At 75.0% G+C, this 13702-nt stretch carries 9 protein-coding genes; 3 read left to right on the forward strand and 6 right to left on the reverse strand.

Annotated features, from left to right (window positions below):
* The first annotated feature begins 134 nt into the window (after positions 1 to 134).
* The 3 genes from ACIHAA_RS18870 (at position 135) to ACIHAA_RS18880 (ending at position 7764) form a co-directional block, all read left to right on the forward strand.
* Entirely contained in the window at positions 135 to 6575 is a 6441-nt protein-coding gene (locus tag ACIHAA_RS18870) for an SDR family NAD(P)-dependent oxidoreductase (protein ID WP_399818457.1), read from the forward strand.
* A gap of 87 nt (positions 6576 to 6662) precedes the next feature.
* On the forward strand, positions 6663 to 6875 hold the full coding sequence (locus ACIHAA_RS18875) for a hypothetical protein (protein WP_399818459.1): 213 nt from the start codon (positions 6663 to 6665) through the stop codon (positions 6873 to 6875).
* 148 nt (positions 6876 to 7023) lie between these two features.
* Positions 7024 to 7764: a hypothetical protein gene (locus tag ACIHAA_RS18880; protein WP_399818461.1), complete on the forward strand. Its 741-nt coding sequence runs from the start codon at positions 7024 to 7026 to the stop codon at positions 7762 to 7764.
* 19 nt (positions 7765 to 7783) lie between these two features.
* Here ACIHAA_RS18880 and ACIHAA_RS18885 read toward each other — a convergent pair whose 3' ends face one another.
* The 6 genes from ACIHAA_RS18885 to ACIHAA_RS18910 all read right to left on the reverse strand — a co-directional run bounded on the left by ACIHAA_RS18885 (position 7784) and on the right by ACIHAA_RS18910 (position 13697).
* On the reverse strand, positions 7784 to 8950 hold the full coding sequence (locus ACIHAA_RS18885; protein ID WP_399818464.1) for a class F sortase: 1167 nt from the start codon (positions 8948 to 8950) through the stop codon (positions 7784 to 7786).
* Positions 8951 to 9114: 164 nt separating this feature from the next.
* Positions 9115 to 9648, reverse strand: coding sequence for a hypothetical protein (locus ACIHAA_RS18890; RefSeq protein ID WP_399818466.1), 534 nt, complete (start codon positions 9646 to 9648; stop codon positions 9115 to 9117).
* Positions 9649 to 9948: 300 nt separating this feature from the next.
* Entirely contained in the window at positions 9949 to 11133 is a 1185-nt protein-coding gene (locus ACIHAA_RS18895; RefSeq protein ID WP_399818468.1) for an acyltransferase family protein, read from the reverse strand.
* An 88-nt stretch (positions 11134 to 11221) separates the two neighbouring features.
* Positions 11222 to 12115, reverse strand: coding sequence for an endo alpha-1,4 polygalactosaminidase (locus ACIHAA_RS18900; protein ID WP_399818469.1), 894 nt, complete (start codon positions 12113 to 12115; stop codon positions 11222 to 11224).
* Positions 12112 to 12774, reverse strand: a complete 663-nt coding sequence (locus ACIHAA_RS18905; protein ID WP_399818471.1) for a spherulation-specific family 4 protein — start codon at positions 12772 to 12774, stop codon at positions 12112 to 12114. Before ACIHAA_RS18905 ends, ACIHAA_RS18900 begins: the two co-directional genes overlap by 4 nt.
* Complete coding sequence (locus ACIHAA_RS18910; protein WP_399818473.1) at positions 12771 to 13697, reverse strand: NAD-dependent epimerase/dehydratase family protein; 927 nt, start codon at positions 13695 to 13697, stop codon at positions 12771 to 12773. Before ACIHAA_RS18910 ends, ACIHAA_RS18905 begins: the two co-directional genes overlap by 4 nt.
* Positions 13698 to 13702: the final 5 nt, after the last annotated feature.

Below are 13702 nucleotides of genomic sequence, written 5' to 3' on the forward strand. Positions count from 1 at the left end.
CCGCCCGGACCGCCCGGCCGTGCGCGGCCCGCGCCGACCCCGACCCCCCATCCCGGCGGCACCGGGCGAACCCGCCCCGAAGCGCCGCCTTCCGCACCATCGCACCACCCCGACGACCGCACAGGGAGGGTCTCGTGGGAGACGAACACAAGGGACACACAGGCGACGACGGCAGCCGCATCGCGGTCATCGGCATGGGCTGCCGACTGCCCGGAGGCACCGACTCGCCCGCGGACCTGTGGCGGCTGCTCGCCGCCGGACGCGACGCCGTCGGGGACCCGCCGCCCACCCGGACCGACATCGGCCGGACCCCGGACGCCGCCGCGCCCCGGCAGGGCGGCTGGCTGAGAGACATAGCCGGATTCGACGCCGCCTTCTTCGGCGTCTCGGGACGGGAGGCCGACATACTCGACCCCCAGCACCGGCTGCTGCTGGAGGTCTCCTGGGAGGCCCTGGAACACGCGGGCCTGCCGCCCGACCGCCTGGTGGGCACGCCGACCGGGGTGTTCACCGGTCTCAGCTACACCGACTACATGGACCGCCTGGCCGGACACCCCAAGGAACTGGAGGGGGCGGTCCTGACCAACGGCCACTGCGTCGCACCCGGACGCGTCTCCTATCTGCTGGGACTCCAGGGGCCCTCCATCGCCCTGGACACCGCGTGCTCCTCCTCCCTGGTGGCCCTGCACCTGGCGGGGCGGGCCCTGGAGAACGGGGAGTGCGACGTCGCCCTCGCCGGGGGCGTCACCCTGATGCTCGCCTCCAGGACCACCCGGTCCTTCGTCCGCATGGGCATGCTCTCGCCGACGGCGCGCTGCCGCGCCTTCGACGCGGCGGCTGACGGCTTCGTACGCGGCGAGGGCTGCGCCGTCGTCGTCCTCAAACGCCTGCGGGACGCCCTGCGGGACGGCGACCGGGTGCTGGCCGTGGTGCGCGGAACCGCCGTGAACCAGGACGGCCGGTCCGACGGGCTCGCGGCGCCGTCGGCGCCCGCCCAGGAGGCACTGTTCCGCCAGGCACTCGACCGCGCCGGGACGGACCCCCGCGAGGTGGGCATGATCGAGGCGCACGGCACGGGCACCCCCGTCGGCGACCCCGTCGAATTCACCAGCCTCGCCCGCGTCTACGGCACCGGCCGGGACCGCTGCGCGCTCGGCTCGGTGAAGACCAACCTGGGACACCTGGAACCCGCCGCGGGCCTCACCGGCCTGCTGAAGGCGGTGATGTGCCTGCGCGAGGGCGTCATCCCGCCGAGCCTGCACTTCACCCGGTGGAACCCGGCCATCGCGGCCGAGGGCACCCGCTTCTTCGTGCCCGACCGGCTCACCGACTGGCCCACCCGGACCCCGACCCGGCTGGCGGTCCTCTCCTCGTTCGGGTTCTCCGGCACCAACGCCCATGTGGTGCTGGAGCAGGCGCCCGCCCCGGCCCGGCGTCTGCTGCCGGGCGCCCGCCGCCCCGCCGGTCCCGCGCCCGCCCGCTCCTGTGCGCTGCTGGTGCCCGCGGGTTCGCCCGCCGCCCTGCCCGCGGCGGCCCGGCGCCTCGCCGACTGGCTGGAGGACGGAGGCGCGAGCACACCCCTCGGCGACATCGCCCACACCCTGGCGCTGCGCCGTCCTGCCGGACTCGGACGGCTGGGCGTCGTGGCGGCCTCCCGCCCCGCCCTCGTCACCGCGCTGCGGTCGTTCGCCGACGGACAGGCCGTACCCGGCGTCGTATCGGGGTCGGTGGCGGCCGGGGTGACCAGACGGCCGGTGTGGGTGTTCTCCGGCCAGGGATCGCAGTGGCCGGGCATGGCCCGCGAACTCCTCGCCCAGGAACCCGCCTTCGCCGCCGCCCTGACCGAAGCCGACCCGCTGATCGCCGCCGAGGCCGGATTCTCCGTGCTGGACGTCGTGCGCGAGGGCCGGGAAGTGACCGGATGCGGCCGGGTGCAGCCGTTGCTGTTCGCCGTGCAGACCGCACTGGCCGCCACCTGGCAGGCCTACGGTGTGGAACCCGCAGGAGTCATCGGCCACTCCATGGGCGAGGTCGCCGCCGCCGTCGTCGCGGGAGCGCTCTCCCCGGCGGACGGCGCCCGGGTGATCTGCCGCCGCTCCGCCCTGCTGAGCCGGATCGCGGGCGCCGGGGCCATGGCGACCGTCGCACTCGGGCACGCCGAGGCGGAGGCGGACCTGACGGCCGCCGGGGTCCGGGAGTCCGTCTCCGTCGCGGTGCTCGCGGCCCCCGGCTCCACCGTCGTCGCCGGTGCGCCGGATCTGGTGGAGAGGATGGTGGAGCAGTGGGACACCCGGGGCGTCCCGGCCCGGCGGATCGCGGTCGACGTCGCCTCCCACTCCCCGCAGGTGGACCCGCTGCTGGACGAACTCGCTGCCTCCCTCACCGATCTGACGCCTCATCAACCCGTTGTGCCGTTCTACTCCACGGTGCTGGACGACCCGAAGACCGTCCCCGGCTTCGACGCCTCCTACTGGTGCCGGAACCTCCGCAGCCCGGTGCGGTTCGCGGACGCGGTCCGCGCCGCCGCCCAGGACCGGCACTCGGTCTATGTCGAGGTGTCCCCCCACCCGGTGGTCACCCAGGCCGTCACCGGCAGCATCGGGGAACTCGCCGAGCACCCCGTCGTGCTGCCCACCCTGCGCCGCGGGGAGCACGAGCAGACCACCTTCCGCACCCAGCTCGCCGCCCTGCACTGTGCCGGAGTGCCCGTCGACTGGAGCGTCCTGTACGGCGACGGCGCCCTCGCCGACGTACCCACCATCGCCTTCGACCGGCAGCGCCACTGGGTCGACCCCGGCGACCGCCCCGGAACCGATGCTCCCGCCGCGGACTCCCCCCGCCCGGCGGACCCTGGCGCGGGCGGCTCCCTGCCCGGGGTGCACGGGCAGGTCCCGGGCCGTCCCGTCCGGCACACCTGGCGCGGAGAGGCCGGCACCCGAGCCCACCCCTGGCTGGCCGACCACCGGGTGAGCGGCGCGGTGGTGCTGCCCGGTGCCGCCTACTGTGCCCTCGCCCTCACCGCCGCCTGCCAAACCTTCCGGGCCTCCCCGCAGGACGTCGAAGTCGCCGACATCGCCTTCCACGAACTGCTCACCCCGGCCGACCGCACCGACATCACCATGACCGCGGACCTCACCGCGCCGGACCGGGCCGCCTGCCAGATCTACGCCCGCGCCGACGGCGGGGACCGCGACGACGGCGACGAGAGCGCCGAGCAGTGGACCCTACACGCCGGTGCCACCCTGCGCACCGGCGGGCCCGCCCGGGAGCCCGAGCCGCTCTCCGTGCCCGAACTGGCCCTGCGCCACCCCGTGGCGCTGCCCGCCACCACCCTGTACCAGCGCCTGCGCTCCCGCGGCCTCCACCACGGGGCCGCCTTCGCGGGCATCGGCGAGGTGCACTTTTCACCCGGCGGCGACAGCGTCTGGGCCCGGGTCGCCCTCCCGCCCCCGGCGGGCCCGGTCCCCGGCTCGCTGCGGATCCATCCGGTCCTGCTGGACCTCTGCGCCCAGCTGGCGGTCGCGCCGCTGGCCGCGGACGACACACCGGGCGGCCTCGTCCTCCCGGTGGGCGCACGCTCGTTGCGCGTCCTGGGCAACCCCGCCGAGATCGTCCACGGCCATGCCGAGACCGTCCGGAAGCAGCCCGGCGGCATCACCGTGGACGTCCGGCTGCTGACCGCCGCCGGACACACCGTGATCGCCCTGACCGGGCTGCGCCTGGTACGCCGCGACATCACCGCGGACACCGACGCCGACCGCTGGTTCTACGCCGTCGACTGGCAGCCCGCCCCCGAGGCACCGCCCGCCGGGCCGGACGGCGACCCCGTGGCGGGCGGCTGGCTGGTGACCGGCGAGCAGGGCGCCCCGGCGGAGGCACTGGCCGAGGCCCTCCGTGCCACCGGAGCCGACGCCACCACGGTCCAGCTGGAGAAGTGCGGACACCGCGCCGACGCGCTGCGGACCCGACTCGCCGAGCCGGCCCGGGCCGCGGCGCCGGGCGCGGTGGTGTTCCTCTGCGCACCGGCCGCGACGCCGGAGACACCGTCCCCCTCCGGGGCGCCGCCGGCCGACCCCACGGCGGACGCCCTGGAGCGCGCCCGCCGCCTCCTCGACGTCGCCCGGGCCGTGGCCGACGCCGCCGCACCGCCCCGGCTCCACGTCCTGACCCGGGGCGCCCGCGCGACCGCCGCAGGGGAGAGCGAGGACCCGGCACAGGCACCGGTACGGGGCCTGCTGCGGGTGCTGGCCCATGAACACCCCGACGTACGGCCCGTACTCCTGGACATCGGCCGTACCGACGACGATCTGCGGCGGGCCGCCCGTCTGCTGTCCGGATCGCTGCCCGGTGACGAACTCGCCCTGCGCGGGGCAGAGGTGAAGGTGGCCCGGCTGGTCCCCGCTCCCGTGACCGACACCGAACGCCTGGCCGCGACCGCCCGCGCCGTGCGCTACGGCACGGACCGCTTCCGGCTGCGCGCCGAACGCCCCGGAGACCTCGGCTCGCTGCGCCTCGTACTGGCCGAACCCCGGCCACCAGGCCCCGGGGAGGTCGAACTGCGGGTCCACGCGGCCGGACTGAACTTCCGTGACGTCCTCACCGTGATGGGACTCCTGCCCGCACCGGAACGGGGGGCCGCGGGGGAGCGGATCGGCTTCGAATGCACCGGCACCGTGACCGCCGTCGGCCCCGGCGTCGACCATGTCCGCGCCGGGGACACCGTGCTGGCCGTGGACCTCGCGGGCGGCGCCTTCGCCTCCTTCACCACCGTCCGCGCCGACGCGGTGGTGCCCCTGCCCGAGGGCCTGGACACCGTCGCCGCGGCGGCCCTGCCGACGGCCTGCCTCACCGCCTGGTACGCCCTGCGCCATGTGGCACGCCTCGGGGAGGGCGAGCGGGTGCTCATCCACTCCGCCACCGGCGGCACCGGCCTGGCCGCGGTCGCCGTCGCCCGCTGTCTGGGGGCCGAGGTACTGGCCACCGCCGGGAACGACGAGAAGCGCGGATATCTGCGCGGGATGGGCATCGGCCATGTCATGGACTCCCGCTCGCTCGACTTCACCGAGCAGACCCGCGCGGCCACCGCGGGCGAAGGCGTCGACGTCGTCCTCAACTCGCTGTCGGGACCGGCGATCCGCGCCGGACTCGAGGCACTGCGCCCCTTCGGACGGTTCGTCGAACTGGGCGTCCGCGACATCCTCGGCGACACCGCGCTCGGCCTGGCGCCGTTCCGGCACAACGTCACCTTCAGCACCGTCGATCTCATCGAACTCCAGCAGCACCGGCCGAAGACCTTCCATCACCTCCTCCAGGAGGTGATGGACCTGTTCGCCGCGGGCCATCTGCGGGCGCTGCCGCACCGGGAGTTCCCGCTCGCCCGGGCCACGGAGGCGTTCCGTCTCATGGCAGGCGCCGGTCACCTCGGCAAACTCGTCCTGACCATGCCCGAACACGGCACGGGAACGGCCGTCCTGGCCGAGCCGCCGTCACCCGTCCGCCCGCAGGGCGCCTACATCGTCACCGGCGGACTGCGCGGCGTGGGCCTCGCCACGGCGGCCCACCTCGCCGCCCGGGGCGCCACCCATCTCGTCCTCAACGGCCGTACGCCGCCCGGCGACAGCTGCACCGCCGAACTCGCCCGGCTGCGGGCGGGCGGCACCCGGGTCACCGTCGAACTGGGCGATGCCGCGGAGCCCGGGGTCGCCGAACGGCTGGTGTCCGCCGCTACCGCCGACGGGCTGCCCCTGCGGGGAGTGGTGCACTCGGCCATGGTCCTCGACGACGCGGCCCTCACCCGCATCACCGACGAGCAACTCGACCGCGTCTGGCGGCCCAAGGCCACCGCGGCCTGGCGCCTGCACCAGGCCCTCGCGGGCCACGCACCCGACTGGTTCGTCCTCTACTCCTCCATGGCCTCCCTGCTCGGCAACCCGGGCCAGGGCGCCTACGCCGCCGCCAACGCCTGGCTGGACGCGTTCGCCTCCTGGCGCACCGCCCGCGGACTGCCCACCCTCGCCGTCAACTGGGGACCCTGGGGGCAGACCGGCGTCGCCACCGGATTCGCCGACCGCGGCTACGAGACCATTCCCACCCGGGACGGTCTGCGCGCCCTGCTCACCCTGCTCACCCACCGGCGGACGGCCGTCGGTGTGCTGCCCGGTCCGCCGTCCACCTGGATCCTGCCCAACGTCCGCACCAGCGCGTTCTTCGCGGGCCTGGTGGACGCTCCCCCCACCGGCGGCGAGGGCGGCGCACCCGCGCGCGGCGAGCCCGTCGCCGCAGCCGACATCCGCTCCCGGCTCGCGGGACTCGACTCACCGCTCGCCCGCCGCACCGCACTGGAGGCCTATCTCGCCGACGAGATGCGTACGGTCCTGCAATCCGGCAGTGCCCGGCCGGACCCCCAGACACCGCTGCGGAGCCTCGGCTTCGACTCGCTGCTCTCCATGGAGCTGCGCACCCGGCTTCAGACGGGACTCGGCATCCGGCTCGCAGGCGACTTCGTCTGGAAACATCCCACCATCGCCTCGCTCGCCACCGGCCTGGCCCAGCGGATGGGCCTGGACCTGGCATGACCGGGGAACAACGGCGCCTGTCACCACCCGTACACTCGGCAGTTGCCCGTAGGCCCGTAAACCGCCGACAGGAAGGTGTCGTTGCACGTGTTCCAGGATGCCCCGATCTATCACCGGCTCGTCGCGGAGCGTGGTGACGTGCCCGCGCGCGTCCGCGACGCGGCCGAGAGCATACGCCGCGAGCTGGAAGGAGTCATGCGAACGGGGCAGCCGCCCGGCCCTTCCCGGCAGGACCTGTTCACCCCCGCTCCGCAGCTGCGGCCGAACTCCGCGCTGCCGCCCGGTTCACTGCCGGGCTGACGCCCCGCGGGCGCCGCCGCCCACTCCCGTGGGCGTGGCGGCGCCCCCTCGGGCACGACGGACTGCACCGGGACTCCCGGTGGACACACCCCGTGTCCACCGGGAGTCCCTCGTTGCTTCCCGCGGCCCCCACGGCACACTGGGGTGCGTGGACGAAGACGTCAGGACCCTGCACGAGCGGCTCGCCCGACTGGAAGAACTGCTCACCGCGGCCCAGGAGGAACCGGCCGCCCCCGCCTGGCGCCGCCGCACCCGCGGCGAGTCGCGGTGGGCCGTCAGCGCGGCCGTGCTCGCCGCGGTCGCCCTGCAACTGCTGCTGCCCGAGCGGCTGGCCTTCCGGCCGGAGTGGCTGCTGCCCACGCTGGAACTGCTGCTCCTGGTGGTGCTCTTCCCGGGCTCCCGGCCCCGCACGGAACGGACGGCCTCGCTGCTGCGCGGCGGCGGGCTGACCCTGGCCGCCCTGGTGAGCCTGGCCAACGGCTGGTCCGCGGTGCTGCTGATCCGGGGCCTTGTGCAGGGGGCCGAGGGACACGACGCCCAGGCCCTGCTGACGAGGGGGGCGGCCATCTGGCTGACCAATGTCATCGTCTTCGCCCTCTGGTACTGGGAGTGGGACCGGGGCGGACCCGTGGCCCGCGCCGAGGGCAAGGCGGACCAACCGGACTTCCTCTTCCCCCAGATGCAGAGCGGGACGACCGCCCAGGCCGACTGGGAACCGGCGTTCGCCGACTACCTCTATGTGTCCTTCACCAACGCGACCGCCTTCAGCCCCACCGACACCATGCCCCTGTCCCGCTGGGCCAAGCTGCTGATGGCGGTGCAGGCGTCGATCTCCCTGCTCACCCTGGCCCTGGTCGTCGCGCGGTCGGTGAACGTCTTCGGCGGCTGACCGGCCGGGGCGGCACGGGTCACGGCTTCTTGCCGTCCGGTGCCGCCGGGCTCGGATGTGCCGTTCGCGCCGGTCCCTTGGAGTGGCTCGGGGACGCCTTGGGGCGAACGGGGTGCGCAGGGCGCGGGGGGTGCGCCGGATGTGCCGCGTGCGGCCGGGCCGGGGGCGGCACGGTACGGGTGCCGTGCGAGGCGCGCGCCGAGGGCCTGGCGGGCAGGGAGCGCTTCACCGGACCGCGGGGCGCCGCGGGCACGGGCCGCCCGGCCGACGCGGACGGCGCCGGAAGCGGGGCCTGCGGATGGGGCGTGGGCCGTGCCACGAACGGCCCGTACGGGGTCGCCGTGGGCCGCAGCACGAACGGTCCCCTCGCGCTCGCGGTGGGCGGCACCAGGAGCGGGACCCGCGGCGGCGCCATGGGCCCGGAGGGCGCGGCCGACGGCGTGGGAGTGGCGGTGGCGGTGTCCTCGGAGTGCGCGGGCGTGATCAGGTGGGCGAAGACCACCGTGTTGGACAGGTACTCGTGGGCGGCGTGGTCGTAGGAGCCGCCGCAGGTGATCAGACGCAACTGGGGGGTGGGGGCGTCGGCGTAGACCCGCTGGTCGGGGAAGTGGGCCTTGCTGAAGGTCTCCACCGAGTCGATCTGGAAGCGCAGCGTGGTGCCGTCGGCGCGGGTGATGTCGACGATGCCGCCGGGCTTGAGCAGCCGCAGGAAGACGAAGACGGCGGGACCGGTGGTGGTGTCGACATGACCGGCCACGATCGCCGTGCCCCGTTCCCCCGGTGAGGCGCCGTTCTTGTACCAGCCCACGAGGTTTCTGTCGTTCGGCGGCGGCGGGTTCAGATGCCCCGTTGCGTCCAGGGAGAGTTCGGTGAAGGGCGCGTCCACCCCGATCTGGGGGATGACGAGCCTCTTCGGTGCCGACCGCGCCAGCGACTGGAGCACGGAGGAGGAGCCGCCCTGCGGGGCGGGCCGGGCGGAGAGGGCCGCGGGCGGCGGCCCGGCCGGCGGCTGGAGCGCGGCCCTGGGCGGGGTGGGGGGCTTGGGATCGGCCGGGGGCGCCATCGAGTGGTGGATGAGCAGGCCGCCCAGTGCCACGGCCGCGGCCGGCCACAGCAGGGCGCGGCTGACGAGGCGGGCGGATGCGGCGGAAGGCCGGTCCTTCGAGGCCTGCGGTGAGGGGGTCATGGGAGCGCGCCTGTTCATCAGCGGGTGCGGCGATCGGGCACCGGCGGTCGGCCGCCGGTCGGTACCGGCACCCGTGCCGGCACGGCGGCCGCGGCTGCTGTCGTCCCGTTCCGGAGCGACAGCAGCCTGCGACCGCGAGCGCACGACTGCCGGCGAGGGGCCGGTCAGGCTCCCGCGGTGCCGGAGACGTTGCGGCGGCGCAGCATGTACGCGCCCGCACCGAGACCGCCCAGCAGCAGGATCGATCCTGCGGCCAGCCCGCTGCCGCCGGTGGCCTGGGACAGCGCACCGCCACCGGCACGGACACCGCCGCTGGGAGCCGTACGCGGTCCGTCGTGGTGGTGGTCGTGGTGGTCGTGGTCGGCGTGGTCGGAGTCGTCGTCCTCGTTGGTGACGGCCGGGGCGTCGTTGTCGTCCTGCGGGTCGGCCTGGGCGTCGTCGCTGTCGTCGTGGTGCCCGCGGCCGTGGTGGTCCTCGGCCAGGGCCAGCGCGCCGCCACCGGCACGGACACCGCCACGGGGAGCCTCCCCGAACCGGCCGTGGTCCGCACCTTCTTCGCCGTGGTGGTGGTGGTGGCGGTGGTGCCCCTCGTGGGAGGCGACACCGCTCGGAGCGCTCACGGCCTGCGCGGCCGGAGCGGCCAGCGCGACGGCCGCGGCAACGGCCGCGGCAGCGAACATGGTCCGGGTCACTCGCATCAGAGGTCGTCCTTTCGCCGCCGCCGCGAAGGCCGGCACCACGCCGGCACATCGGAATCGCAGCGGCAACGTGATCACCCTCAACCCGCCCCCGCCCCGCACCCCTCAAGGACACGGCCGGGGCGCCGGCGGTGTACTCCCTCCGAGTGCCTCCAGGTCGAAAAGTAACCCGGGTGGCCCCATCCCGGATCACCCGAAGGGCCGTACGTGGTGGTACAAGTCCGACCGCCGTCCGCGCCGCGCCCGGGCCGCCCGGCGCGGATCCCATACACGCGGGGCGGCCGGGGCGCATCCCGGGCCCTACTCCCTCGGCCGCCCCCACCGGCCCCCGGTACGCGCCGCCGGGCCGATGCGATGGCGCAGCAGAAGCCTCCGGGCGGGACGCTCCACCGCCTCGAAGAGCACCCAGGCCAGTCCGAGGGAGAGGGCGAAGGCCAGGGCCGTGACGGCGAGGGCCGTCGCGGGGCCGAACTGGGGCGAGACGCCCAGCAGATGGGTACCGGCCCGCAGCACCAGCAGGTGAACCATGTAGAAGGCGAAGGAGAGTTCTCCCAGCCGCACCAGTCTCCGGCCCCGCCAGAGCGAGGGCAGGCCCCCCAGATCGGCGACCGCCGCCGCCGGGATGAGCAGGGCGAAGCCGACGAGGGTGCAGGGAGTCGCCGGATACCCCGCGGTCACCTGCGGAACGAAGAAGTAGCCGATGATCGCCAGCGCGAGCGAGGCCTCCGGGCCGGGGCCGCGCCAGCGGTCCAGGATCACCAGCCGTGCGACGGCGGCACCGAGGAGGAACTCGGGCAGCCGCGCCGGGGGAAGGGAGTTGACGGTCCGGCCGAGCCAGTGATGGGCGTCGGCATGGCTCAGGAGCAGCACCGCGCACACCGACGCCGCGGCCAGCACCGCCGAGCCCCGGGCACCGAGGCGGCGCAGCGGGGCGGCCAGCAGCGGGAAGAGGGCGTAGAAGAAGGCCTCGCAGGCCAGCGACCAGCTGACCGGGTCGAGTGTCTGCCACCACGGCCGCCACCAGGAGTGGACCAGCAGGAGGTTCGCCAGTCCCTGGAGCGGTGTCGGCCTCGCTCCGTGGTCCAGCGTGCAGGCCAGGAGCAGCGCGAGCGCGGCGGTGACGAGATGGACCGGGTAGATCCGGGCGAGGCGCCGCCGCCAGAAGCCGAGCGCGCGGTCGCCGGGCCGCGCCGACCACATCAGAACGAACCCGGACAGGATGAAGAAGAACGACACCCCGGTGGCGCCCGCACCGAACCCCCAGGTCATGACGCGGCCGCCGGTGCCGCCGAAATAGCCGAAGTTGCGGACGTGCAGTCCGAACACCAGCAGCGCGGCGATCCACCGCAGCCCGGTGAGCGAGGGCAGCGCGGGCGCCTGAGGGCGCGGGGGGATCCCGGCGGTGGGTGTGTCGGCGGACTGCGTCCGGATCTCGCCGGTCGCCGCCGTCATCGTGCCGCCCGGCGAGGGTTTGGGGAAGGACATGGGAGGGAACGTTGCCGATCCGGACGATTTCATTCGGGAGCCGTAGCGCATCTCACATGCGTTGCGCCTCCCGCTCCCCGCGCACCGGTCAGCAGGGTTTGCGCCACACTCCGAGTTCCGGCTTCTTCTGCATCGACGACAGCTTCAGCCGACGGGACTCGGCGCAGAACTTCCCCGTCGGCTCGGCGTATTCGACATGGAAGACCGCCTTGCCCGCCGTGACGAAGGGGGTGAGTTCCGCGCATTCGTCGTACTGGGCGCACTCCTCGTTGACCGCGAAGTCGAAGTCCCCGACCAGCTGGGGGATTTGCGGCAGGTCGTTCTTGAGGCCCACCGACAGGCCGCGCTCATGGGCGAGATCGGCGATCATGCGGTTGTAGGCGAGCTGGTCGCGCGCGGTGAGCGGAAAGCCCGTCCGGTTGCCGTAGCCCTCCACCAGATCCGGCTCCACCGCGTCGAAGCCCTTGTCCCGGCACATGTCGAAGCGCCGCCCCATGATCGGCCGCAGCTCCGAGCGGCGGCGGATGTCCAGCCAGCGTTCCCCGGACCAGCCGTTGGAGCCGCCGAGCAGGGAGCGCGGGAAGGCGTCCTTGTCGGGGCGGAAGTCCTCCCAGGCGCCCACGTTGACATAGCAGATGACCTTGCGTCCGGCCCGGTGCAGGCGGGCCACGTCCGCCGCGGAGTTCTCGAAGCCGTCGATGTCGTAGACGGGCACGTTCACCGACGGATCGGCCCTGCCGTCCAGTTGCCACTGCCAGGCCAGCCCGGGGCGCGGCCGCCAGCGCGCCTTGGCCGGATGTGAGGGACGGGCCGTGGCGGGCGGCCGGGCGGTGGGAGCCGTACTGCCGGACGAGCCCCCGGACGTGCGCGCCGGGCGGCCGCCGTCCGGGTCGTGCCCGCCGTCCGGGCCGGAACAGCCGCTCAGTACGGCGCCCGCCAGCGCGGCCACCAGGGCGGTGCGGGCCCACCATGCGTTCCTCATCGCTCCGTCCCGGTCAGTGCGGGGGTCAACTCGGCCCAGGGATTGGGCGGTTCACCGGTCACCGGACCCGAGACCGCCGCGCCGCGCTCGTGCGCGGTGCGCACGGCGAGCGGCACCAGCGCCTCGGGCACCCCGTACACCAGGTGGCAGAACCGCTCGGGCGGCTGCCGCGCCGTCCACCGCGGTCTGCTGAACGCCGACACATACGTCGACCAGTGCCCCTCGAAGGTGACGGTCAGATCCGCGAGGCGGGCGTACCCCGGCGACGGATGGACCCCCGGATTCAGCACCACCGTTGTCGCGCCCAGCCGACGCAGGGAGCGGACCGTCCGACGGCATCCGGGCAGCCCGGCCGGGGACGCGGTCACCCGGTCCAGGAAGCAGCCGTCGGCCGCGTACCACCTCTGGTGGCGGCGCAGGTCCTCGGCGATCTCGGCCCGGTCGCGCTTGCCGTAGTCGGTGTCGACATAGCCGAGCAGCCGCGCCCCGGACCCCCGCAGCGCGTCGGCCACCGAGGCGAACGCCCGGTCCGGATCCGTGCCCGGCCCGTTCGCGGGGTTCAGTACGACGGCATAGGTGCGGGAGGCGGCCGTGATCAGCCGGTGCCAGGCGCCGGGGTCCTCGGCGGGGTGGACATACAGCGGAACCAGGAGGGTCACGGGACGCGCTCGCCTTCCGGACGGGAGGAGGAACCCTCGGCCGTGGCACTCCACAGCGCGGCGAGCGCGTCGTCCAGCGTGCGGGACGGCCGCCAGCCGAGGGCCTGCTCCGCGGCGGTGATGTCGGAACACTGCCAGGACACCACGGCCGAGCGGCCGGAGCCGCCCCCGTTCTCCTCGATCCGGCCCCGGAAACCCGCCGTGCGGGCCAGTCCCCGTACAACTGCCCGAACGGGCACGGCCCGGCCCGCGCCGATGTTGAGCACCGGGGGCAGCGGCCCCGCGGCGGTGACCGCCAGCTCCACCGCTCGGGCGACATCGCGTACGTCCACGAAGTCGCGATACGCGGACAGGTCCCCGAGCCGCAGCACCGCCCCCGGGTCCGCCCCCGCCGAGCGCAGCGATGCCACCACCCGGCCCGGCAGTCCGGTGGCCGGGGCACCCGGCCCCACCGGATTGCCCACCCGCAGCACCACCGCGTCCAGCCCCGAGGAGGCCACCGCGACCGTGCCCGCGAGCTTGGTCGCGCCGTACGGGGACACCGGCGAGGTTGGCGCCGACTCCGGCACCCGGGAGTCCGGGGTGCCGGGGCCGTACTCGGCGGCCGAGCCCAGATGGACCAGGCGCGCCGCGGGTGCCGCCTCCCGCAGCGCGGCGCACAGCACCGCGGGCCCGCGGGCGTTGACCTCGGCGAGGGTCACCGCGTCGCCGCCGGTGGAGCCCGCGCAGTTCACCACGGCGTCGGGTGCCGCCGCGGCCAGTGTCCGCACGAGCGCCTCGGGCCGGTCCGAGCCGAGGTCGACGGCGAAACCGGCACCGGGGGAGCGGCCGCCGTCGAGGACCAGCGCGCCCGGCAGGGCCCGCAGCCGCTCGACGGCATGGCCGCCCAGGAAACCGGTACCGCCCAGGACGAGAATGCGCATGCGGT

It is taken from the genome of Streptomyces sp. NPDC052040, assembly GCF_044548405.1.
Taxonomy (GTDB): Bacteria; Actinomycetota; Actinomycetes; order Streptomycetales; family Streptomycetaceae; genus Streptomyces.